The 25,488-nt window shown below is 74.5% G+C and carries 8 protein-coding genes; 5 read left to right on the plus strand and 3 right to left on the minus strand.

Going from position 1 to position 25,488, the window contains the following annotated elements:
* From K304_RS0117600 to K304_RS0117610, 3 genes are all read right to left on the minus strand, one after another.
* Window positions 1-6,488 (minus strand): type I polyketide synthase (locus K304_RS0117600; RefSeq protein ID WP_486591712.1); only part of this gene is annotated, 6,488 nt, incomplete at its 3' end.
* Window positions 6,485-18,607, minus strand: coding sequence for a type I polyketide synthase (locus tag K304_RS32980; protein WP_051308567.1), 12,123 nt, complete (start codon window positions 18,605-18,607; stop codon window positions 6,485-6,487). The genes K304_RS32980 and K304_RS0117600, both read right to left, overlap by 4 nt.
* 114 nt (window positions 18,608-18,721) lie before the next feature.
* The gene (locus tag K304_RS0117610; RefSeq protein ID WP_027764837.1) at window positions 18,722-20,098 is read right to left on the minus strand and encodes an NDP-hexose 2,3-dehydratase family protein; all 1,377 of its coding nucleotides are present in this window, start codon (window positions 20,096-20,098) and stop codon (window positions 18,722-18,724) included.
* A 234-nt stretch (window positions 20,099-20,332) separates the two neighbouring features.
* Between K304_RS0117610 and K304_RS0117615 the strand changes: the two genes are divergently transcribed.
* Genes K304_RS0117615 through K304_RS0117635 form a run of 5 tightly spaced genes read left to right on the plus strand, consistent with a single transcriptional unit; the run spans window position 20,333 to window position 25,441 of the window.
* Window positions 20,333-21,088, plus strand: a complete 756-nt coding sequence (locus tag K304_RS0117615) for an alpha/beta fold hydrolase (RefSeq protein WP_027764838.1) — start codon at window positions 20,333-20,335, stop codon at window positions 21,086-21,088.
* Window positions 21,085-22,344 (plus strand): macrolide family glycosyltransferase, encoded by a 1,260-nt coding sequence (locus tag K304_RS0117620; RefSeq protein ID WP_037790888.1) that lies wholly within the window; start codon window positions 21,085-21,087, stop codon window positions 22,342-22,344. Before K304_RS0117615 ends, K304_RS0117620 begins: the two co-directional genes overlap by 4 nt.
* A 43-nt stretch (window positions 22,345-22,387) precedes the next feature.
* Window positions 22,388-23,389 (plus strand): daunorubicin resistance protein DrrA family ABC transporter ATP-binding protein, encoded by a 1,002-nt coding sequence (locus K304_RS0117625; RefSeq protein ID WP_027764840.1) that lies wholly within the window; start codon window positions 22,388-22,390, stop codon window positions 23,387-23,389.
* On the plus strand, window positions 23,386-24,189 hold the full coding sequence (locus K304_RS0117630) for an ABC transporter permease (protein WP_027764841.1): 804 nt from the start codon (window positions 23,386-23,388) through the stop codon (window positions 24,187-24,189). Before K304_RS0117625 ends, K304_RS0117630 begins: the two co-directional genes overlap by 4 nt.
* Before the next feature lies 1 nt (window position 24,190).
* Window positions 24,191-25,441 carry a DegT/DnrJ/EryC1/StrS family aminotransferase gene (locus tag K304_RS0117635; protein ID WP_051308568.1) on the plus strand — a complete coding sequence of 417 codons (1,251 nt, stop codon included), beginning with the start codon at window positions 24,191-24,193 and terminating at the stop codon, window positions 25,439-25,441.
* The last annotated feature ends 47 nt before the right edge of the window (window positions 25,442-25,488 follow it).

Raw genomic sequence — 25,488 nt, forward strand, 5'->3', positions numbered from 1 at the left:
GCCTCACACGCGGCCACCGACCCAGCGAACACCGGCGAAGACTCCAGCAGATCGGCACCCATACCGACCCACTGCGCACCCTGACCCGGGAACACGAACGCCGTCCGACCCACCGGACCCGACACACCCGCAACCACACCGTCCGCAGGCTCACCCTCCGCCAGAGCGGCAAGCCCCGCAGCGAAATCACCCGTCACCACCGCACGGTGCTCCAGCACCGCACGCGTCGACACCAACGACCACCCCACCGCGGCACCATCCACAGCACCACCCGCCACCGGCGCCAACGCCGCCGCCTGACCCCGCAGACCCGCCGCACTACGCGCCGACACCAGCCACGGCACCGTCTCCGGCCCGGACTCCGCCGCCTCCGCGGCGGGTTCCTCGTCGGCTTCCTCCAGGATCACGTGCACGTTCGTGCCGCTGACGCCGAAGGACGAGACCCCGGCGCGGCGCGGACGGTCGTCCTCACGCGTCCAGGCACGCTCCTTTGCCAGCAGCTCCACGGCGCCCGCCGACCAGTCGATGTGCGAGGAGGGCTCCTCGACGTGCAGCGACTTGGGCATCACGCCGTGCCGCATCGCGGCCACCATCTTGATCAGCGACGGCACGCCGGCCGCGACCTGGGTGTGGCCGATGTTGGACTTGATCGACCCGAGCCACAGCGGCCGCCCCTCCGGCCGGTCCTGGCCGTAGGTCGCCAGCAGGGCGTGCGCCTCGATCGGGTCGCCCAGGGACGTGCCGGTGCCGTGCGCCTCGACCACGTCCACGTCTGCACCGGTGAGGCCCGCGTCGGCCAGCGCCTGGCGGATGACGCGCTGCTGCGACGGACCGTTCGGCGCCGTCAGGCCGTTGGACGCGCCGTCCTGGTTGACGGCCGTGCCCCGGATGACGGCCAGGACCCGGTGGCCGTTCTTCTTGGCGTCGGAGAGGCGTTCCAGGAGCAGCATGCCCGCGCCCTCGGCGAAGCCCATGCCGTCGGCGTCGTCGGAGAACGCCTTGCAGCGGCCGTCCTCGGCCAGTCCGCGCTGGCGGCTGAAGCCGACGAAGCCGATGGGCGAGGCGATGACGGCGGCGGCGCCGGCCAGGGCCATCGAGCAGTCGCCGGACCGCAGCGCCTGGACGGCGAGGTGCAGCGAGACGAGGGCGGAGGAGCAGCCGGTGTCGAGGCTGACGGCCGGGCCCTCCAGTCCGAGGGTGTAGGAGATGCGGCCGGAGGCGATGCTGGTCACGGTGCCGGTGAGCAGGTGGCCCTCGACGCCTTCGGGGACGTGGCGCAGGTTGCTGCCGTAGCCGCTGTGGGCGGAGCCGACGAAGACACCGCAGTCGCTGCCGCGCAGCGACGCGGGTGAGATGCGGCCGTGCTCGATGGCCTCCCACGCGGTCTCCAGGAGGAGGCGCTGCTGCGGGTCCATCGCCAGGGCCTCGCGCGGGGAGATCCCGAAGAAGGCGGCGTCGAAGTGCCCGGCGTCGGAGACGAATCCGCCGGTGCGGACGTAGGTGGTGCCCTCCTCGTCGGGGTCCGGGTGGTAGAGGTCGTCGAGGTGCCAGCCGCGGTCCGCCGGGAACGCGCCGACTGCTTCCCCTCCTTGGCTGACGAGTCGCCAGAGCTCGTCCGGGCCGTTGACGCCGCCGGGCAGCCGGCAGCCCATGCCCACGATGGCGATGGGGTCGTCGGCGGCGGCCTCGCGCACCTGCACCGGTGCCGTCGTCGCGGCTCCGGCGGGGGCGAGGTCGCCGAACAGGGTGGTGTGCAGGTGCTGGGCCAGCTTGCTGACGCTGGGGTAGTCGAAGACCAGCGTGGCGGTGAGGCGCAGTCCGGTGGCCGCGTTGAGGGAGTTGCGCAGGGTGACGGCGAGCAGCGAGTCGAAGCCGAGGTCGCGGAAGGGGCGTTCGTTGTCGACGGCGTCCGCGCTGTGGTGGCCGAGGACGGCGGCGACCTGGCCGCGGACCAGTTCGCGGAGCGCTTCCCTGCGGTCGTCGGACGGCAGTGGGGTGAGGCGCTCGCGGAGGGCGTCGGCGTCGTTCTCGGGCCCGTCGTCCGCGGGCTTCGCACCGACGTCGAGCGCGGAGCGGACCTCGGGGATGTCGTCGAGCAGGGGGCGCTGACGTGCTGCGGCGAAGACGGGGGCGAAGTGCTCCCAGTCGACGTCGATCACGGCGAGGAAGGTCGCGTCCTCGTCGAGCGCCTGCTGCAGCCCGGTGACGGCCGTCTCCGGGTCCATGAACGGCATGCTGCGCCACTTGAGGGCCGTGCTGTCGACGCCGCCGGCCATGCCGCGGCCGTCGGCGTCCGCGTGCCAGATGCCCCAGGCGATGGTGGTGGCGGCGAGTCCGCGGGCACGGCGGTTGCGGGCGACGGCTTCGAGGTAGGCGTTGCCGGCGGCGTAGGAGGCGTGGTCCCCGGCGCCCCAGACCGCCGCCGCCGACGAGTGGAGCACGAAGGCGTCCAGGTCGTCGCGGTCGAACAGGCGGTCCAGGTTGTCGGTGGCGGCGAGCTTGAGTCGTGCGCCGTCGAGGAACTCCGGGAGGTTCCACTCCGTGAGCGGGTTCAGCAGTCCGACGCCCGCGCTGTGCACGACGGTGCGGATGGGCGGCCCGGCGGCCTGGAGGTCCGCGACGAGTCCGGCCAGCGCCTCGTAGTCGTTCACGTCGCAGGCCGCGACGGTGACGCGGGGGCCCAGCGCGGTGAGTTCCTCGACCAGTTCCCGGGCTGCCGGCGAGTCGGCTCCGCGACGGCTCAGCAGGACCAGGTGCTCGGCTCCGGACCGGGCCAGGAACCGGGCGGTCTGTGCGCCGAGCCCGCCGGTGCCGCCGGTGATGAGCGCAGTGCCGCTGGTGCGCCAGGGCCGGTCGCCGTCCCCCGCCGGAGGGGCGGGGGCGCGCCGCAGGCGGCGCAGCAGTACGGCACCCTGGCGGATCGCCGCCTGGTCCTCGCCGCCTCGCGCGGCGAGCAGCGAGCACAGTGCGGCACGGTCGTCCTCGTCGACCACGAGGGGCAGGTCGATCAGGCCGCCCCAGAGCTGCGGCGCCTCCAGACCGGCCACCAGGCCCATGCCCCAGGTGGTGGTCTGCTGGGGGTGGGTGACGCGGTCGCCGTCCCACGCCTCGACGGTGTCCTGGGTGCACAGCCAGAGCGGCGTGGCGTGCTCCCGGTCCGTGAGGGCCTGCGCGAGCTGGACGTTGAGTGCGAGGCCCGTGGTCATCCCGGCCACGTGCGGGTGGGGCGCCTCGTCGAGGGCGAGCAGGGAGGCGATGCCGGACGCCCGGGGGTGGTCCGCGAGGAGGCCGGCGATGCCCTCCCGCTCGGTGTCCGGGCCGAGCACGAGGTCCGTGACGTCCGCGCCGCCGTCGGAGAGCGCCTGCCGCACCGCGAGGGTGGTGTCGTCGTCCTCGCGGCCCGCGACCACCGCGAGCAGCCAGCTTCCGGCCAGCCGTCCGGGGGCGGCTCCCGGCCTGCGCGGCACCCAGTCGACGCGGTAGCGCCAGCTGTCGAGGACGGAGTGGGCGCGGTGGCGGGCGCGCCAGTCGCCGAGGGCGGGGAGGACCGCGCTGAGCGGCGCGTCCTCGGCGATGCGCAGCGACTCGGCGAACGCGGCGGGATCGCCGTCGGCGACGGCGGACCAGAACGCGGCGTCCACCGGGTCGGCCTCGGCCGGGCCGTCGGGGGAGGCGTCGAGCATCCAGTAGTGGCGGCGCTGGAAGGCGTAGGTGGGCAGGTCGGTGACACGCGCGCCGGTGGGGGCGAGGAACGCGCCCCAGTCGACGTCCACGCCCGAGGTGAACGCCTCGGCGAGCGAGGTCAGGAAGCGGCGCAGCCCGCCCTCGTCACGGCGCAGCGAGCCGCCGACGAAGACCGGTCCGGCCTCCGCCCCGGCGTCCTCCAGCGTTTCCTGCACGGGCACGGTGAGGACGGGGTGCGGGCTCATCTCCAGGAACGTGCGGTGGCCGTTCCGGGCGAGTTCCCGGACTGCGGGGTCGAGGAGCACCGGTTGGCGCAGGTTGCGGAACCAGTAGTCCGCGTCCGTCTCCGCGTCGCCGATCCAGGTGCCGGTGACGGTGGAGAACATCGGCGTCTCGGGGCGGCGGGCCTCGGTGGGGGTCAGCGCGGCCCGCAGTTCCTCGCGGATCGGGTCGACGTCGGCGGAGTGCGAGGCGTAGTCGACGGGGATGCGCCGTGCCCGGATCTCGCGCTGCTCGCAGACCTCCAGCAGTGCGTCGAGGGCGCGGGCCTCGCCCGAGACGACGACGGAGGCCGGGCCGTTGACGGCGGCGATGCCGAGACGTCCGTCGTACGGCGACAGCAACTCGCGGACCGCGTCCTCGGGGATCATCAGCGACGCCATGCCGCCGCCACCGGTCAGCGCGGTGAGGGCCCGGCTGCGCAGGCAGACGACGCGTGCGGCGTCGCGCAGCGACAGCGCACCGGCGACGCAGGCGGCGGCGATCTCGCCCTGCGAGTGGCCGACCACCGCGTCGGGCTTCGCGCCGAGGGAGGTCCACAGTTCCGCCAGGGAGACCATGACCGCGAACAGGGCGGGCTGGACGACGTCCACCCGCTCCAGCGTCGGGGCGCCCTCGGCGCCGCGCAGGACGTCGGACAGCGACCAGTCGGTGAACTCCGCCAGCGCCGCCTCGCACTCCGCGAGGCGGGCGGCGAACACCGGGGAGGCTTCGGCGAGTTCGGTGGCCATGCCGACCCACTGGGCGCCCTGGCCGGGGAAGACGAAGACGGTCCGGCCGACGTCGGCGGCGAGGCCGCTGACCAGGGTGCCCTGTGCGGCGCCCTCCGGGCCGGGGAGTGCACCGGGGGTGGCCCGGCCTTCGGCCAACGCCCCCAGACCGGCGCGCAGTTCGGCGGCGTCCGCGCCGAGCGCCACGGCCCGGTGCTCCAGCACGGTGCGGGTGGTGGCCAGGGAGAGGCCGACGTCGGCGGGCGCACGGTCGTCGCCCGTCGCCGTCAGCAGCCGTTCCGCCTGGGCAGGCAGGGCGGCGGCGGTGCGGGCGGACACCACCCACGGCACCACGGGGGGCGTGACCGCCGGGGCGGCCGGTTCCGCCGGGGCCGTCTCCTCGTCGGGGGCGGGCGGGGCGGGTGCCTCCTCGACGATGACGTGGGCGTTGGTGCCGCTGGCGCCGAAGGAGGAGACGCCCGCGCGCCGGGCGCGTTCGCCCTGGGGCCAGGGCCGGGCCTCGTCGAGGACCCTGACCTGGCCGGCGGTCCAGTCCACGTGGGTGGAGGGGGTGCCGGCGTGCAGCGACTCGGGCAGCGTGCCGTTCTGGAGAGCGAGGACCATCTTCATGACGCCGGCGACGCCGGAGGCGGCCTGCGTGTGGCCGATGTTGGTCTTCACCGACCCGAGCCAGAGCGGTGCGTCGCCCGCGCGGGCCTGGCCGTAGGTGGCCAGCAGGGCCTGCGCCTCGATCGGGTCCCCCAGTTTGGTGCCCGTGCCGTGTGCCTCCACCGCGTCCACGTCGGCGGCGGTGAGGCCCGCGTCGGCCAGCGCCTGCCGGATGACGCGCTGCTGGGAGGCGCCGTTGGGCGCCGTCAGGCCGTTGGACGCGCCGTCCTGGTTGATCGCGGAGCCGCGGATGACGGCGAGCACCGGGTGCCCGTTGCGCTGGGCGTCCGACAGGCGCTCCAGCAGGAGCACGCCGACGCCCTCGCCCCAGCCGGTTCCGTCCGCGTCGTCGGAGAACGCCTTGCACCGGCCGTCGACCGCGAGCCCGGACTGGCGGCTGAACTCGGTGAAGTTGAGGAAGGAGCTCATCACCGTCGCGCCGCACGCCAGGGCGAGGGAGCAGCCGTCGGAGCGCAGCGACTGGACCGCCTGGTGCAGCGCCACCAGCGACGAGGAGCAGTTGGTGTCGATGGTGAGCGCGGGACCCTCGAGGCCGAGGGTGTAGGCGACGCGGCCCGAGAGCACGGCCGTGGAGCCGCCGGTGAGCAGGTGTCCCTCGACGCCGTCCGGCGCGGTGTGCACGGCCGAGCCGTAGCCCTGGTTGCTGGACCCGACGAACACGCCGGCGCGGGCGCCGCGCACGGTCTCCACGTCGATGCCGGCCCGTTCGAAGACCTCCCAGGAGGTCTCCAGGAGGAGCCGCTGCTGCGGGTCCATGGCCAGGGCCTCGCGCGGCGAGATGCCGAAGAAGTCGGCGTCGAACTCGGCGGCGTCGGAGAGGAACGCGCCGCGCCGGGTGTAGCTGGTGCCGGGGTGGTCCGGGTCCGGGTGGTAGAGGCTCTCGACGTCCCAGCCGCGGTCGGTGGGCAGGTCGCCGACGAGGTCGACGCCGTCGGCGAGGTGCCGCCAGTACTCCTCGGGGGTGCCGATGCCGCCGGGGTAGCGGCAGCTCATCGCGACGATCGCGACGGGTTCGGACTGCCGGGCCTCGATGTCGCGGAGCCGCTTGCGGGTCGTCCGGAGATCCGCGGTGACCCTGTTCAGGTAGTCACGAAGCCGCTGCTCGTTCGTGGCGCCGCTCATCAGATGCCCAACTCCCGGTCGATCAGGTCGAAGATCTCGTCGTTGCTGGCGATCGCGAGGTCGTCGTCCGGCGCGTCCGCCGCGTCGCCTCCGGTCGTGCCCGCGTCCGCTTCGACGCGGCGCACCAGGGCCCGCAGCCGGTCGAGGACGTCGAGTTGTGCCCACTCCTCGGGGCCCGAGGACGCCAGGGACGCCTCGAGACGGTCGAGGTCGGCGGGCACGGTGGTGGTGCCGTCGGTGAGCTCCCGGCGCAGGTGCGCGGCGAGCTTCGACGGGCTGGGGTGGTCGAAGACGAGCGTCGCGGGCAGCTTCAGCCCGGTCGCCATGTTCATCCGGTTGCGGAACTCCAGGGCCGTCAGGGAGTCGAAGCCGAGTTCCTTGAAGGCGCGGCGGGGCGGGATCTCCTCGGGCCGGTCGGCCTTGAGCACGGCGGAGATCTCCCGCCGCACCAGGTCCACCAGGATGTCCTCCTGCTGCTGTTCGCCCTGTCCGGCCAGCTTCGCGGCCAGCGCGCCGCCGGGACGGTCGGCGTCCGGGCCGCCTTCCGGGCCGGACGGGCCGGACGGGGACGGCTGCTCGGCGGCGGACAGGGCCGCGACCAGGCGCCGGTCGCGGGACATGGTGTAGAGCGGCAGGAAGCGCGCCAGGTCGAAGGAGGCGAGGGCGAGCCGGGTGTCGCCGTTGCCGACGGCGGTGGCGAGGGCCCGTACGGCGGTCCCGGGCTTCATCAGGCGCATGCCGCGCCGGGTGAGGAGGTCGGCGACCTCGCCCTCGACCATGCCGCCGCCGCCCCAGGCGCCCCAGGCCACCGAGGTCGCGGTGACGCCGCGGGCGCGGCGCTGCTGGGCCAGGGCGTCCAGGTGGGCGTTGGCCGCGGCGTAGCCGCCCTTGCCGGCGTCGCCCCAGGTGGCGGCGCCGGAGGAGAACAGCACGAACGCGTCCAGGTCGCGGTCGGCGGTCAGCTCGTCCAGGTGACGGGCGCCTTCGACCTTGACCCGGGAGGTGCGGGCGAGTTCGGCGACGGTGAGGTCGGCGACGGGGATCTCGGGCTGGGTGAGGCCGGCGGCGTGCACCACGGCGCGCAGCGGGCGGTCCTCGGGGATGCCGTCGAGGACGGCGGCGAGCGCGTCGCGGTCGGCGACGTCGCAGGCGGTGATCGTGACCTCGGCGCCCAGCGCGGTGAGTTCGTCGTGCAGGTCTCCGGCGCCGGGGGCGTCCGTGCCGCGGCGGGAGGTGAGCACGAGGTGCGCGGCACCGTTCGCGGCGGCCCAGCGGGCGACGTGCGCGCCGAGGGCGCCGGTGCCGCCGGTGATCAGGACGGTGTCGCGGGGACGCCACGGCTCGGCGTCCCCGGCGGGCGCGGGCACGAGGCGCCGGGCGTAGGTGCCGGTGGCGCGGACGGCGAGTTCGTTCTCGCCGCCGAGGCCGGTGAGCGCCTCCGCGAGCCGTTCGACGGCGCGCGCGTCCAGGACGGGCGGCAGGTCGACGCGGCCGCACCAGCGGTGCGGTTCGTCCAGGCCGAGGACGGTGCCCAGGCCCCAGACCTGGGCCTGGAGCGGGTGGTCGACGCGGTCGCCGTCGACGGCGCCGACGGCACCGCGGGTGACGGTCCACAGCGGGGCGTCCGGAAGCATCGCGGCGAGGGCCCGTACGGCGGCGACGGTGTCGGCGAGGCCGGTGGGGACGGCCGGTTCGCCGGAGTGCGGGCGCTCGTCGAGGGCGGTGAGGCAGAGGACGCCGTCGACGTGGGCGGGCAGGGCGGAGCCCGCGTCGGCCAGTGCGGCGGCGGTGTGGCGGTGCACGGTGGCGCCGTGCTCGGTGAGTCCGGCGGCCACGGCGTCCACGGTGCCCGCGCCGTCCGGGTCCGGGACCTGCGGGACGACGAGGAGCCAGTCCCCGCCCAGTTCGGTGGCGCCGGTCTCCGGCACCTCGGTCCAGTCGATGCCGTACCGCCAGCCGTCGGCCGCGGCCTGTTCGGCGCGGGCGGCGGCCGCGGCGGGCGGCTCGATCCAGTGGCGGCGGCGCTGGAACGGGTAGGTCGGCAGCACCACGTCGCCGGATGCGGGGCGGGCGGGGAGCGCGGGCGTCCAGTCGACGGCGGCGCCGCGGGTCCACGCCTGGCCCACGGAGAGCAGGAAGCGGTGCAGGCCGCCGTCGTCGCGGCGCAGCGAGCCGACGGCGTACGCGTCGTCGCGGTCCTCGACGGCCTCCTCCAGGGCCGTGAGCAGCACCGGGTGCGGGCTGTTCTCCACGAAGAACCCGTAGCCCTGCTCGGTCAGCGCGTGCACGGCCTCGCCGAAGCGGACCGGCTGCCGCAGGTTGGTGCACCAGTAGGCGGCGTCGAAGGCGGCGTCGGTCACCCAGTCGCCGGTGACGGTGGAGAAGAAGGGCACCTCGGGGCGGCGGGGCTCGACTGGAGCGAGGATCTCCGCGAGTTCGCCGAGGATCGGCTCGACGTGCGCGGAGTGCGAGGCGTAGTCGACGGGGATGGCCTTGGCCCGCACGTGCCGGGTCTTGCATGCGGCGACGAGGTCCTCGATCGCGTCCCGGTCGCCCGCGACGACGGCAGAGCGGGGGCCGTTGACGGCGGCGAGCGAGAGCCGTCCCCCGTATTCGGCGAGCAACTTCTCCGCCTCGTCGGCGGGTACGGCGACGGTGGCCATGCCGCCGCTGCCGGCGACGGCGGTGATGAGGCGGCTGCGCAGGCACACCACGCGCGCGGCGTCGCGCAGCGACAGGGCACCGGCGACGCAGGCGGCGGCGATCTCGCCCTGCGAGTGGCCGACCACCGCTGCGGGCTCGACGCCGTAGGACCGCCACAGCGCCGCCAGGGACACCATCACGGCGAACGACGCGGGCTGCACGACGTCGACGCGGTCCAGCGACGGGGCTCCGTCGGCGCCGCGCAGCACCTCGGTCAGCGACCAGTCGGCGAACTCGCGGATCGCCGCCTCGCACTCGGCCATGCGCGCGGCGAACACCGGTGACTGCTCGGTCAGTTCGACGGCCATACCGGCCCACTGGGCGCCCTGTCCGGGGAAGACGAAAACGGTGCGTCCCAGCGGGCCGGCGCTCTCGGTGACGGTGTCGTGCCCGGGTTCGCCGTCGGCCAGGGCGGTCAGGGCGGCGGCGAGGCCGTCACCGGTGTGCGGGCCGACGACGACGGCGCGCTGCTCGAAGCGGGCCCGCGTGGTGGCCAGCGCGTGGCCGACGGCCGCGACGTCCCCGTCCCGGGCCGGGTCGGCGAGGGCGGTCGCCTGTGCCCGCAGCGCGGCCGGGGTGCGGGCGGAGAGCAGCCACGGCACGACCGCGGGTGCGGGCACGTCCGCCTCGGGTGCCGGTCCGGGCTGTTCGGGGGCGGATTCCAGGATGACGTGGGCGTTGGTGCCGCTGATGCCGAAGGCGGAGACGCCGGCGCGGCGCGGCCGTTCGCCCGCGGGCCACGGCTGCTCCTCGGCGAGCAGGCGGACGCCACCGGACTCCCAGTCGACCCGGGTGGTGGGCCGCTCGGCGTGCAGGGTGCGCGGCAGGGTGCCGTGGCGCAGGGAGAGCACCGTCTTGATGACACCGACGACGCCCGCCGCCGCCTGCGTGTGGCCGAGGTTGGACTTGGCGGAGCCCAGCCACAACGGCCGGTCGGCGTCCCGGTCCTGGCCGTAGGTGGCGAGCAGGGCCTGCGCCTCGATGGGGTCGCCCAGCTTCGTGCCGGTGCCGTGCGCCTCGACGGCGTCGACCTCGGAGGGCTGCAGCCCGGCGCGGTGCAGCGCCTGCCGGATGACGCGCTGCTGGGACGGGCCGTTCGGGGCGGTCAGACCGTTGGACGCACCGTCCTGGTTGATCGCCGAGCCGCGGACGACGGCCAGCACCCGGTGGCCGTTCCGCCGTGCCTCGGAGAGCCGTTCGACCAGCAGCACGCCCACGCCCTCGGCCATGCCGAAGCCGTCGGCGTCCTCGGCGAAGGAACGGCAGCGGCCGTCGCCGGACAGGGCGCGCTGGCGGCTGAAGCTGACCATGGGGGTGGGTGTGGACATCACGGAGGCACCGGCGACGACGGCGAGCGAGCACTCGCCGGAGTGCAGCGACTGCGCGGCCATGTGCAGGGCGACCAGCGAGGACGAGCAGGCGGTGTCGACGGTGATCGCGGGGCCGGTGAGACCGAAGGTGTAGGCGAGGCGGCCGGAGGCGACGCTCGGAGCGCTGCCCGTGACGTGGTAGCCCTCCAGCTCGCCGGGCATGCCGTGCGGCTGGCCGTAGTCGGGAGTGAGCGCGCCCGCGAACACGCCGGCCTCGCTGCCCCTGACGTCGGCGGGCACGATGCCGGCGTTCTCGAACGCCTCCCAGGTGGTCTCCATCAGCAGGCGCTGCTGCGGGTCCATCGCCAGCGCCTCGCGGCCCGAGACGCCGAAGAAGTCGTGGTCGAAGTCCCCGGCGCGCGGCAGGAATCCGCCGTTGCGGACGTAGCTGGTGCCGTGCCGGTCGGGGTCGGGGTCGTAGAGGGCGTCGACGTCCCAGCCGCGGTCGCCGGGCAGCCCGCCGACGCCTTCACGGCCGTCGCTGAGCAGCCGCCACAGGTCGTCCGGGCCGGTGATGCCGCCGGGCAGGCGGCAGGCCATGCCGACGATCGCGAGGGGTTCGCCGGAGACGGACGCCGGGGCGCCGCCGGCCTGCGGGTCCGCTGCGGGGGTGTTGCACGTCTGCCGCCACAGGTGGTCGGCGAGCAGCGCGGGGTTGGGGTGGTCGAAGACCAGGGTGGTGGGCAGGCGCAGTTCGGTGGCCTCGGCGAGCCGGTTGCGCAGTTCGACGGCGGTGAGCGAGTCGAAGCCGGCGTCCTTGAAGGCGCGGTTCACGTCGATCGCGGCGGCGTCGCGGTGACCGAGAACGGCGGCGGTGTGCTCGCCCACCAGGCGCAGTACGGTCGCGCGCTGCTCGTCCTCGTCGAGACCGTCGAGCCGGGTGCGCAGCGCGGTGGCGGTCTCGTCGGCCGTGGCCGGGTCCGGCTCCGGGGCGGTGACGAGTTCGCGCAGCAGCGGGCTGGGGCGGGAGGTGGTGAAGACCGGCCCGAAGCGGCCCCAGTCGACGTCGGCGACGGCCAGGGCCGTCTCGTCGTGGTCGAGGACGAGTTGCAGGGCGTCCAGGGCCGGTCCGGGGTCGAGGACGGGCAGGCCGGTGGCGGCGAGGCCGGAGAACAGGCTCTCGTCGATCATGCCGCCGCCGCCCCACGGGCCCCAGGCGATCGAGGTGGCGGCCTCGCCGCGGGCGCGGCGGCGTACGGCGAGGGCGTCCAGGCAGGCGTTGGCGGCGCCGTAGGTGCCGTGGTCGGCGACGCCCCAGGTGCCGGAGATGGAGGAGAACAGCACGAACGCGTCGAGCGGCGTGCCGGTGAGGAGTTCGTCGAGGAGCAGCGCGCCGTCCACCTTGGCGCTCAGGACGGTGGCCCGTTCGTCGGGCCCGGCCTCACGCAGCGGGCCGAGTGCGACGGCGCCGGCGGCGTGGAAGACGGCGGTCAGCGGCCGGTCGTCGCCGATGCCGTCCAGCAGGGCGGCCAGGGCGTCGCGGTCGGTGGTGTCGCAGGCGACGGCGGTGATCTCGGTGCCGGTACCGCGGAGTTCGTCGGCCAGTGCGGCGGACTCCTCCGTCGCGCCGCGGCGGCTGGTCAGCAGGACGCGTGCGGCGCCGCGTTCGGCCAGCCACCGGGCGAGGCGGAGGCCGAGCGAGCCGGTGCCGCCGGTGACCAGCACCGTGCCGCGTGCGGTCCAGGTGCCGTCGGCCGGGCGGCGCGCGGCGCGGACGAGGCGGCGGGCGACGACGCCGGCGGGGCGGATCGCGGCCTGGTCCTCGCCGCGGGCGCCGGACAGTACGGCGGTGAGCCGTTCGGCGGTGCGGCCGTCCCGCGCGGCGGGCAGGTCGATCAGGCCGCCCCACGTGCGGGGGTGTTCCAGTGCGGCGGCGCGTCCCGCGCCCCAGACGGCGGCCTGCGCGGTGTCGGGCGCGGGGTCGGACGGGCCGGTGGCGACGGCGCCGCGGGTGGCGCACCACAGCGGGGCGGTGACGCCCGCGTCGTCCAGGGCGCGCAGCAGTCCGGCGACGGCGGCGACCTGGGCGGACGGGCCGTCGGCGTCGAGGGCGAGCAGGGAGAGCACGCCGCCGGTGACCTCGCCTCCGGCCAGTGCGGTGCGCAGCCCTTCGCCGTCCGGGCCGGCCCCCGCCTCGGGGGCGTGCTGCACGAGGTCGGCGCCGGCATCGCGGAGGGCCGCGCACACGGCGTCGCGGGTGGCGGTGTCCGTCGTGCCGCCGACGACCAGCCAGGTGCCGGAGAGGACCTGCGGGCCGGCGTCGGGCACGGGCCGCCAGGCGACGTCGTAGCGCCAGGCGGCCACGCCGGACGGCTGCGCCTCCGGGGCGCGTTCGGCGGAGGGCGCGGGCGGCGCCCACCAGTAGCGGCGCCGCTCGAAGGGATAGGTGGGCAGGTCGACGCGGGCGGGCGTGAGTCCGGCGAAGACGGCGGACCAGTCGGGTGCGAGCCCGTGGCAGTGGGCCGCGGCCAGGGCGGTGAGGAAACGGTCGAGGCCGCCCTCGTCGCGGCGCAGCGAGCCGAAGGTGGCGCCGTCGGTGACGTCGGCGGCCTCCAGCGTCTGCTGCACGGCGATGCCCAGCGTCGGGTGCGGGCCGGTCTCGACGAAGACGCGGTGCCCGTGCTCCGCGAGCAGCCGGGTGGTCTCCTCGAAGCGGACGGTGCCGCGCAGGTTGCGGTACCAGTAGGCGCCGGTCAGCTCGGTGCCGTCCAGGACGCTCGCGGTGACGGTGGAGTAGAACGGCACGCGGGTCGTACGGGGTTCGACGGGGGCGAGCAGGCCGGCCAGTTCGTCGCGGATCGACGCGACGTGGGCGGAGTGCGAGGCGTAGTCGACGGGGATGCCGCGGGCGTGGATCTCCTGGCGTTCGCACGCGGCGAGCAGTTCGGCGACGGCGTCGGACTCGCCGGAGACCACGACGGTGGACGGGCCGTTGTGGGCGGCGACGGAGATGCTCTCGCCCCAGGGCGCGATCATCTCCTCGACGCGTGCGGCGGGCAGGGAGACCGACGCCATGGTGCCCCGTCCGGCCAGGCGGAGGATGGCGCGGCTGCGCAGACACACCACGCGCGCGGCGTCGCGCAGCGACAGGGCGCCCGCGACACAGGCGGCGGCGATCTCGCCCTGCGAGTGGCCGACCACGGCCGCCGGCTCGACGCCGTAGGACCGCCACAGCTCGGAGACGGACACCATGACCGCGAAGAGCGCGGGCTGCACGACGTCGACGCGGTCCAGCGACGGGGCTCCGTCGGCGCCGCGCAGCACCTCGGTCAGCGACCAGTCGGCGAACTCACGGATCGCCGCCTCGCACTCGGCCATGCGGGCGGCGAACACCGGCGAGGTGTCGAGGAGTTCGGTGGCCATGCCTTCCCACTGACCGCCCTGGCCGGGGAAGACGAACACCGGGCGGTCGTCGCCCGCGGGGACGCCGCGCACCGGGCCGGCGGCCTCGCCGGGGGCGGCGAGGGCGGCCAGGGCTTCGTCCAGAGCGGGACGGCCGTCGGCGACGACCGCCGCGCGGTGCGGGAGGTGGGCCCGGGTGGTGGCCAGCGCATGGGCGACGTCGGCCGGGCGGAGGTCCGCGTCGCGGTGGAGCGCGGCGCGCAGGCGGCGGGCCTGCTCGCGCAGCGCGGCGGGGGTGCGGGCGGAGAGCACGTACGGCAGCGGCGCGCCGTGCTCCTCGGGCGCGGCGGCGGGTGCGTCCTCGCGCGCCGGTGCGGGTGCGTCCTCGCGGGGCGCCTCGGTGACGACGACGTGCGCGTTGGTGCCGCTGACGCCGAACGCGGACACTCCGGCGCGGCGCGGCGCGCCGTTCCGGGCCCACGGCACGGCTTCGCCGAGCAGCCGCACGCCGCCGCCCGACCAGTCGACGTGGCCGGTCGGGGTGTCGGCGTGCAGGGTGCGCGGCAGCAGGCCGTGCTGGAGGGCCAGCACGGTCTTCATCACGCCGGCCAGCCCGGCGGCGGCCTGGGTGTGGCCGATGTTGGACTTCAACGAGCCGAGCCACAGCGGGCGTTCGGCGTCCCGGCCCTCTCCGTACACCTCGATCAGCGAGGTCGCCTCGATCGGGTCGCCGAGGGTGGTGCCGGTGCCGTGGGCCTCGACGGCGTCGACGTCGGCGGGCCGCACGCCGGCGTCGGCGAGCGCCTGCCGGATCACGAGCTGCTGGGACGGGCCGTTGGGCGCGGTCAGGCCGTTGGACGCGCCGTCGGAGTTGACGGCGGTGCCGGAGAGGACGGCCAGCACCCGGTGGCCGTTGCGGCGGGCGTCGGAGAGACGTTCCAGCACCAGGCTTCCGGCGCCCTCGGCCCAGCCGGTGCCGTCCGCGTCGTCGGAGAAGGCCTTGCAGCGGCCGTCGGGGGCGAGGCCGCGCTGCCTGCTGAACTCGACGAAGATGCCGGGCCGGGCCATCACGGTGGCCGCGCCGGCCAGCGCCAGCGAGCACTCGCCGCTGCGCAGCGACCGCACTGCGAGGTGCAGGGCGACCAGCGAGGCGGAGCAGGCCGTGTCGACGGTCAGGGCGGGCCCCTGGAGGCCGAGCACGTAGGCGATGCGGCCGGACAGCGCGCTGTTGGTGGTGCCGGTCAGGGCGTAGCCCTCGACGCCGTCGGACGCCTCGTGCAGCCGCGGGCCGTACTCCTGCGCCATGGCGCCGACGAACACGCCGGTGCGGGTGCCGACCAGGGCGGTCGGGTCGATGCCGGCGCGTTCCAGCGCCTCCCAGGAGGTCTCCAGCAGCAGGCGCTGCTGCGGGTCCATGGCCAGCGCCTCGCGGGGGCTGATGCCGAAGAACTCGGCGTCGAAGTCACCCGCGTCGTGGAGGAACCCGCCCTGGGCGACGGTGGAGCCGCCGGGCCGGTCCGGGTCGCCGAGCAGCCGCTCCAGGTCCCAGCCCCGGTCGGTGGGGAACGCCGAGACCGCGTCGGTGCCGGCCAGCAGCAGCTCCCACAGGTCCTCGGGGCTGCGCACGCCTCCGGGGAGGCGGCATCCCATGCCGACGACGGCGACCGGGTCGTCCTGCGGGGAGCCCCCGGCCACGGGAGCCGGGGCGGCCGGGGCGAGGCTGCGCGGCGCAGCGATGCGGTCCGGCAGCAGCGCGGTCAGCCGGTCGGCGAGCCGGACGGGCGTGGGGTGGTCGAACAGCACGGTGCTCGGGAGCGTGAGGCCGAGGGCGTCGCAGAGCCGGTTGCGCAGGCGCACGGAGGACTGCGAGTCGAACCCGGCGTCGCGGAAGGTCGTGCGCGGGGCGACGGCGGACGGATCGCCGTGGCCGAGGACGGCGGCGGCGTGCGCGCGCACCAGGTCCAGCAGCAGGCGCGGACGTTCGCCCGGCTCGGCCTCGGCGAGGGACGCCAGGGCGGCGCTCAGCGCCTGGTCGTCGCCCTCGGAGGCGACGGTGTCGAACCAGTGGCGGCGGCGCTGGAAGGCGTAGCCGGGCAGGTCCACGACCCGGGTGCGGGCGCCGGTGAACGCGGCGGTCCAGTCGGCCTCGACGCCCCGCACCCACAGCTCGGCGAGCCCTTCGGTGAAGCGGTCGGCGCCGCCGTCGTCGCGGCGCAGCGACCCGGTCACGACGTCCGGGGCGTCGCCGGACGCCTCCAGGGTGGCCTCCACGGCGGCGGCCAGCACCGGGTGCGGGGACGACTCGACGAACACGCCGTAGCCGTCCGCGGCGAGGCGGCGTACGGCGTCGGCGAACCGCACCCGCTCGCGCAGGTTGGTGAACCAGTAGCCGGCATCCATGGCCGCCGGGTCGGCCCAGTCACCGGTGACGGACGACATCAGCGGGATGTCGCCGGCCTGCGGGGTGATGCCGTGCAGGGCCTCGGCCAGCCGTTCGCGCAGCACGTCCATCGCCGGGGAGTGCGAGGCGTAGTCCACGGCGATGCGGCGGGCCCGCACCTCGCGCTCCTCACAGCGGGCGACGATCTGCTCCACGGCCTGCGGCTCGCCGGAGACGACCACCTGGGAGGGGCCGTTGACCACGGCGACCGACACGCGGCCGGACCAGGGCTCGATCAGCGTTTCGGCCTCGTCGGCGGGCAGCGCGAGGGAGGCCATCGCCCCGTGTCCGGCGGCGAGTTCGGCGATGGCCCTGCTGCGCAGGCACACCACGCGGGCCGCGTCCCCAAGGGACAGCACCCCGGCGACGCAGGCGGCGGCGATCTCGCCCTGCGAGTGGCCGACCACGGCCGCCGGCTCGACGCCGTGGGACCGCCACAGGGCGGCGAGGGACACCATCATCACGAACGAGGCGGGCTGGACGACGTCCACACGGTCCAGCGACGGGGCGCCGGGGTCGCCGCGCAGCACCTCGGTGACGGACCAGTCGACCAGGCCGGCCATCGCACGCTCGCAGTCGGCGACGCGGCGGGCGAACGCCGGGGAGGAGGCCAGCAGTTCGCGGCCCATGCCGGTCCACTGGGCGCCCTGCCCGGGGAAGACGAACGCCGTCCTGCGGACGGGGCCCGCGACGCCGGAGACGACGTTCGCGGCCGGGCCGCCGCCGGTCAGGGCGGCCAGTCCGGCGGCATGGTCGCCGGTCACCACGGCGCGGTGGCCGAACGCGGTGCGGGTGGTGGCCAGCGACCAGCCCGCCTCCACCGGGTCCGTGCCGCCCGCGGCGAGCGGGCGCAGCGCGGCGGCCTGGCCGCGCAACGCGGCGGCGCCGCGCCCGGACAGCACCCACGGCACCACGGCGGGCACGACGGCCGGTGCACCGCTCGGCGGGGCGTCGGGAACGGTCTCGGGGGCCTCGGACAGCACCAGGTGGCAGTTGGTGCCACCCATGCCGAAGGCGCTGACGCCCGCGATCCGGGGCCGGTCCGTCTCCGGCCAGGCGGTCCCGCGGTCCACGACCCGCAGGTGCAGCGCGTCCAGCGGCACGTCGGGGTGGGGGGCCTCGAAGTGGAGGCTGGCGGGAAGACGTCCGTGGCGCATGGCCAGCAGCACCTTGAGCAGGCCCGTGACGCCGGCGGCGCTCTCCAGGTGGCCGAGGTTGGTCTTCACGGAGCCGACCAGCAGGGGGTGCGCGGCGTCGCGGGCGTCGCCCAGCACCTCGCCGAGCGCGGCGGCCTCGATCGGGTCGCCGACGGGCGTGCCGGTGCCGTGCAGTTCGACGTACTGGGCGGCGGCGGGTGGCAGCCCGGCGGAGGCGTACGCCTCCCGCAGCACGTCCGCCTGCGCGTGCCGGCTGGGGACGGTGAGGCCGTCGGTGGCGCCGTCGTTGTTGACCGCGCCGCCGCGGATCACACCGTGGACACGGTCGCCTGCGGCGACCGCGTCGGACAGCGGCTTCAGCACCAGCGCGACGCCGCCCTCACCGCGGACGAAGCCGTTGGCGCGGGCGTCGAAGGTGTGGCAGCGGCCGTCCGGGGACAGTCCGCCGAACTCCTCGGCGACGGAGGCGGTCTCGGCGGCCAGGTTGAGGTTGACGCCGCCCGCGACGGCCAGCCGGCTTTCGCCGCGCTGGATGCTGCGCACCGCGCTGTGCACGGCGACCAGCGAGGACGCCTGCCCGGCGTCGACGACCATGCTGGGCCCGCGCAGGCCGAGGAAGTGGGAGACGCGGTTGGCGATCAGGCCGCGGCTGACACCCGTCATGGCGTGGTGGTTGGCCGCGCCCGCTCCGGCACGGCCGAGCAGCGTCGCGTAGTCGTCGCGCATGGCACCGACGAACACGCCGGTGGCGCTGTCGCGCAGGGTGGCGGGGAGGGTGCGGGCGTCCTCCAGCGCGGTCCAGGCGAGTTCCAGCATCAGCCGCTGCTGCGGGTCGAGCACGGCCGCTTCGCGCGGGGTGATGCCGAAGAACGCGGCGTCGAAGGTGTCGACGTCGTCGAGGAACGCGCCCCAGCGCCCACCGGCCCCTTCGCGTCCGGCGGGCACCTCGGTGACGGCGCACTCTCCGTCGCTCAGCAGCCGCCAGAAGGCGTCGGCGTCAGGCGCTCCGGGGAGCCGGCAGGACAGTCCGACGATCGCGACGGGCTCGTCCCGGCTGCCGTTCGCCGACGGGGACGGGGTGTGGGAGTGCGCGACTCTCGTTTCGTCCATGGATCGTACTGCTCCCGCCTACTGAAGCGATCTTGTGTGTCCGAACCGCTCGGAAAGGGGCGCCCGCGGCGAGGGCCGCTCGGAACGCCCCTCGCCGCCCGTCCGGGGGCCGGGTCAGCCGGCGACGGCCCGCAGGCACGCGACGAGGCTCCGGGCCTGCACGTTGAGGTAGTGCCGGTGCTGGAGCAGCCAGCTGAGCTGGGGAACGGTCACCCACCGGAATCCGGGCGGCTCCTGGTCGGGGTAGTCCGCACCGACCTCGACGATCGTGTACCGGCTGCGCGAGTGGTAGAACCGCCCGCCCTCCTCGGACATCTCGGCGTCGAACAGCACCGTGTCCTGCGCCAGGTGCCGCTCCACGTCCGCGAACGGCTGCCGCTCCTCGTCCGGGAGGCCGGCGTAGTTCTCCGGGGTGCCCTGCACCGTGGGGGCGAGTTCGATGGCGTCGATGTACCCGGGCTCGATGCGGGCCCGCAGCAGCGCGTGCAGGACCCCGTCGAAACGCTTGACGACCAGCGAGACGACACCGAGGCCGTGCGGCTCGATCAGGGGCTGGCTCCAGCCGCTCACCTCGCGGCTGTTGGCCACCACGTCCACCGCGCGGACGCTGAAGAACGCGCCGCTCTCGTGCGACACGGCGTCCTCGGTGCGCCGCCAGCCGGGCAGCCCGGCCAGGCCCACGACCTCGGTCTCCACGTCCGGCATGGCCTGGTGCGTGGTGATCCAGTTCAGCAGCTCGGTGCCGGTGTGCACGCCACCGGCAGGCTCGGCGCCGGGCAGGCAGGACAGCACGGTGCGGGCGTCCATGTTGACCCGGTGGTCGATCCGCAACTGCTCCTGCACCTGCCCGAGGGTCAGCCAGCAGAAGTCCTCGCCGGCCTCCACCTCGGGGCCGACCTCGATCACCATGTTCCGGTTCCGCTTGCGGTAGAACCAGGCTCCGTGCTCGGACTGGAGGACGTCGGCGACGACCCGGTGCGGCTCGGCGTCCCGGAAGTGCTCGATGTACGGCACACCCCGGCCGCGGTGCACGCCGGTGTAGTTGCTCTTGGTCGCCTGCACGGTCGGCGACAGCTGCACGCCGTTGGGGTTGCCGGGCTCGGTCTTCGCCTGCATCAGCAGGTGCAGGACGCCGTCGATCTCGCGGACGGCGATGCCGAGCAGACCGATCTCCTGCTGGAGGATGATCGGCTGCGACCACTCGCGGACCGGCCCGCGGTCGACCCGCACGTCCAGGCCCGCGACGGTGAAGAACCGGCCACTGTCGTGCACCAGGTTCCCGGTGCCGGAGGCGAAGGTCCAGTTGCGCATGGACCGGAACGGGATCGGCGTGACGTCCTGCGACTGGCTCGCACACCGGTCGGCGAACCACTTCGCGAACTCCTCCGCGCCGGTGGCGACGCCGTCGACCGCGCGCGCCGACTGCGCGAGTCGCTCGGTCAGCCGGGGGTCTTCCTGACGGAGAACGCCGGGTCCGGTGGTTGGCGGCATGGGAGTCTCTCTCCGGTTCGTGAGGTCGACGGATCGCTCCGTTCCGGCCGGGGGACGTGGCCCGTGCGACCGGCTTTCAGTCCGTGGCGTCCGTCCCAGACGACCACGCCCCGCAGAAGGGTCCTAGGAGGGCAAGTGGCTCTCTAGGGGTTCACTCAGATCCCCGCCGACGGCCCGCCTCGTGGCACGTCAGAGCCGACATGCTGGTCCGTGCCCGCGACCAGAGAGGCAAGGATGAACGACACCGCCACGTGGATTCGGCGCTTCTTCCCGAGCGACGAGGCTGCCGTCCAGCTGATCTGTCTGCCGCACGCGGGCGGTTCGGCGCCCTTCTACCGACCGGTGGCGCAGGCGCTGAGCCCGCAGATCGAGGTGCTCGCGGTCCAGTATCCCGGCCGCCAGGACCGTCGGCGCGAACCGATGCTGGAGACCATCGAGGACCTCGCGGACGGCGTCGCCGCAGCCGTGCGGGAGGCCGTGGACCGGCCGTACGCCCTCTTCGGGCACAGCATGGGCGCCACCCTCGCCTTCGAGGTCGCGCGGCGGCTGGAAAGCAGCGGCAGCGACCCGCTGCGGATCTTCGCCTCCGGCCGCCGGGCCCCCTCCACGCACCGCGACGAGCAGGTGCATCAGCGGGACGACGACGGCGTCATCGCCGAGCTGCGCACGCTCAGCGGCACCGACCAGCGGGTCTTCGGCGACGAGGAACTGCTGCGCATGGTGCTGCCGGCCATCCGCAACGACTACCGCGCCGCCGAGACCTACACCTGCGCCCCGGACGTGCGGGTCAAGGCGCCGATCACGGCGCTGACGGGCGAGTCGGACCCGAAGGCCAGCCACGAGGAGGTCGAGGCCTGGGCGGGCCACACCGAGGGCGCCTTCGACCTGAGGACCTATCCCGGCGGCCACTTCTTCCTCATCGACCAGGCCCCTGACGTGCTGCGGGTCATCCGCCAGGGCCTCGGCGAGACCGTGACGGCGGCACGATGACGGGCCGGGAGGGCACGGCGAAGCATGTGGCGATCTTCGTCTTTCCCGGATTCGGTCACGTCAACCCGACGCTCGAGCTGACCCGGAACCTGATCGCGCTCGGCCACCGCGTCACGTACGTGCTGGACGAAGGGCTCGCGGGACCGCCCCGTGCCGCCGGAGCCCGCGTCATCGGCTACGCCTCGCAGCGCACGCGTCTCGGCACCGGCGCGGTGACGGGCGAGGACATCGGCGCCCTGGGACTGGGCTTCCTCCGCGAGGCCATGGACGTGCTCCTCCCGCACGCGCTGAAGTCCCTGGCCGACGACGTGCCGGACATCGTGCTGTACGACCTCGAAAGCTTCTTCGCCGCCCGCACGGCCGCCCTGCACTGGAACCGCCCCACCGTCCAGCTGTTCGCCTACCCGGCGAGCAACGAGACGTACTCGCTGGCGCTGGAGGTGTTCGACGGAGCCGCCGAGCACGTGAGCGAGTGCATCAGCCTCGTCGCCGACTACATGGAGGCGCGGGGCACCGACCCGCAGGACGTGCTGCCGTACCTGGCGAACTTCGACGACCGCAACATCGTGCTGATGCCCCGGTGGCTCCAGCCGCACCAGGAGACCTTCGACCACCGGTTCGCCTTCGTCGGCCACAGCCTCTCGCAGGAGCTGCCGGGCACCGGTTCCTGGAACAGGCCGCCCGGCGCGGAGCGCGCGGCCCTGATCACTCTCGGCACCGAGGTGAACGACCACCCCGAGTTCTTCCGCACCTGCGACGACGCCTTCGCCGACGGCGCCTGGCACACCGTCCTGGCGATGGGGCGGGGCAACGTGCCGGTGGACGCGCCCTCGGCCGACCACGTCGAGGTTCACGAGTGGATCCCCTTCCACCACGTCATCCCCCACGTCGACGCGGTCGTGTGCCACGCGGGGATGAGCACGATGCTCATGGCGCTGTACTTCGACAAGCCACTGGTGATCGTCCCGTACTCGCCCGAGGAGAGAGTCAACGGGCGGATGGTCGAGGAGCTCGGCATCGGCCGTACCCTGCTGCCCGAGACCGTCACGGCCGAGTCGCTGCGTGCCGCCGTGGACCAGGTGGCGGGCGACGCGGACATCCGGCGACGGGTCTCCCGCGTGCGACAGCAGCTCCTCGCCGACGGCGGCCCGTCTCGCGCCTCACTGCTGATCGACGGCTGGTTGAACGAGTCCCCGGCTGCCGAGCCCCCGTCCTGGGCGCCGCGCGCCCACCCACGAATGATGGAGATGTCATGACAAGTGCTCGGCGCGCAGCGTCCGCGGGAGACGGGGAGCGGCCATGACCTACGCGATCGAGACGCAGGGCCTGATCAAGCGGTTCGGCAAGGTCACCGCGCTGAACGGGCTCGACCTGCAGGCCCGCGAGGGCACCGTGCTCGGTGTGCTCGGCCCCAACGGCGCCGGCAAGACCACCGCGGTGCGCATCCTCGCCTCGCTGATGCGGCCGGACGGCGGCAGCGCCCGCGTCTGCGGATACGACGTGGCCGAGAAGCCCCACGAGGTGCGCCGCGTCATCGGCCTCACGGGTCAGTACGCGTCGGTCGACAAGGGGCTCACCGGAGTCCAGAACCTCACCCTGATCGCCCGGCTGCTCGGCCACTCGCGCAGCGCGGCCAGGAAACGGGCGGACGAACTCCTGGAGCGCTTCCGGCTGTCGGACGCCGGTGGCCGCAAGGCGTCCACGTACTCGGGCGGCATGCGCCGGCGGCTCGATCTCGCCGTGAGTCTCGTGGGCGACCCCTCGGTGCTGTACCTCGACGAGCCGACGACGGGGCTGGACCCCGAGAGCCGCCTGGAGATGTGGGACATCGTGCGCGACCTGGTCGCCCGCGGCTCCACCGTGCTGCTGACCACGCAGTACATGGAGGAGGTCGACCGGCTTGCCCAGGACATCGTGGTGATCGACGAGGGCGTCACCATCGCCCGCGGCACACCCGAACAGCTCAAGGCGAAGATCGACCGGCAGGCTCTGGAGATCGTGCCGGCGGACGAGACCCGGCTCGGGGAGACCTCGAAGATCGTCGAGGCTCTCAGCGGGGTGGAGCCCGTCACGGAAGGGCGCGGGCTCCTGGTACGGGTCAACGACTCGGCGCTCCCCGGCATGGTGATGCGCCGCATGGACGAGGCCGGCATCGAGGTCAGCGAACTGGCGCTGCGGCAGCCCAGCCTGGACGAGGTGTTCCTGTCGCTGACCGGAACACGCGGCAAGGCCGCCCGTGAGGCGGAGGCCGAGGCTGCCAGGATCGCCAACGAAGAGCCCACGGAACGAGGGGAAGCATGAGCGCGGTCGTCGAAGCCACCAAGAACCACCGGATCGGGCTCATGTCGACGATCCGGCACTGCCTCACGCTGTGCGGCCGCAACCTGCTGCACCTGAAGTCGAGCCCGGGCGAGATCCTCGGGTTCGCGCTGGTGCAGCCACTGATGATCATCGGCCTGCTGGTCTACGTGTTCGGCGGCGCCATCGCCGGCAGCTCCGAGGACTACCTGCAGTACGCTCTCCCCGGCCTGCTCATCCAGTCCTCCGTCTTCGCGGTCCTGGCCACCGGGTCCAACCTCCACCAGGACATCGCGAACGGCGTCTTCGACCGCCTGCGCAGCCTTCCGATCGCCCGCATCGCCCCACTGATCGGCCACCTGCTCGGCACGCTCGTCCGGGTCGCCAGCGGCGTGCTGGCGATGCTGGCCGTCGGTGCGATGCAGGGCTTCGAGGTCAAGACCGACCCGGTCCGGGCACTCGTCGCACTGCTCCTCGCGCTGGTCTTCTCCAGCAGCCTGGCCTGGATGTCCATGCTGGTCGGTCTGCTGTCCAAGACCGCCTCCACGGTCTACCTGTTCAGCGGCGTGATGCTGTTCCCGCTGACCTTCGGCAGCAACATCTTCGTGCAGACGGGGACGATGCCCGGCTGGCTCCAGGTCTGGGCCGAGGTCAATCCGATCACACACGCCGCGACCGCGATCCGCGGCCTGATGACCGGCACCCCGCTGGGAGACTCGATGTGGTGGACGCTGGCCTGGACCGTGGCGCTCACGCTCGTCTTCGCCCCGCTGGCGCTCAGAGCGTACCGGCGGCAGGTCTGACATGGAGACCATCGGGGCGGTAGCCCGGGGCAAGTGCGGCATCGGCGACCTGGCTCTGTTCGGCGGGCCCGCCGCGTTCACGTCGAACCACCGGGTGGGGCGGCCCAACCCCACGTCCAGGGAACGCTTCCTGGCACGCATCAACGCCGCGCTCGACACCGAGTGGCTGTCCAACATGGGCCCGCTGAGCATCGAGTTCGAGCAGCGGGTCGCGGCACTCGCCGGCACCCGGCACTGCATCGCGGTGTGCAACGCCACGGTGGGGCTGCAGATGCTGGTCGGCGACAGGGCGACGGGTGCGGAGCCCGGCGACGAGGTGATCGTCCCGGCCCTGAGCTTCGGGGCCACCGCGCACGCGGTGGCGTGGCGCGGCCTCCGCCCGGTGTTCTGCGACGTCGACCCCGTGACCGGCCTCATCGACCCCGACGGCATCCCGGCCCTGCTGTCCCCGCGGACGCGCGCGATCATGGGTGTGCACCTGTGGGGCCAGGCGTGCGACGTGCCCCGGCTGGAGGCCCTCGCCGCGACAGCGGGCGTGCGGCTGTTCTTCGACGCCGCCCCGGCGTTGGGCTGCGCCCACGAGGGCGTCCCCGTCGGGGGCTTCGGCGACGCGGAGGTCTTCAGCTTCCACGCCACCAAGGTGGTCCACTCCTTCGAGGGCGGCGCCGTCACGACCGACGACGACGCGCTGGCCGAACGCCTCCGCCTGGCACGGAACTTCGGCTTCGACCAGACCGGCCGGGTGGAACTGGTCGGCACCAACGCGAAGATGAGCGAAGCCGCGGCGGCCATGGGCCTGACCTCGTTGGAGTCGCTCGAAGAGACCGTCGTCCACAACCTGGCCAACCACCAGACGTACCTGCGGGCTCTCGCCGGCATACCCGGCGTGACCCCCCTCGTGTACCGCCCCGGGAACCGGAACACCCACCACTACCTGATGGTCACCGTCGATCCGGAGTACGCCGGGCTGGACCGTGACCTGCTGCTGGAGATCCTCATGGCGGAGAACGTCCTGGCCCGCCCGTACTTCTCCGAGCCCCTGCACCTGATGCAGCCCTACGCCGCTTCTCCCCCTCCCCGGCTGCCCGGCGCCGAGAACCTGTGCCGGCGCCTGCTCGCCCTCCCCACGGGCCCCGCCGTATCCGGTGACGACGTCGAGATCATCTGCGACGTCATCCGCGCCGCGGTCCGCAGCGGCGCCGACGTCACACGAAGACGGGCGGCGAGCACCCCCGACGCCGCCGTGGTGTGACCGAGGACCCCTACCGTCCCGCGAACACGCCGGCGCCGCCACCGAGA

It is taken from the genome of Streptomyces sp. CNS606 (assembly GCF_000426325.1).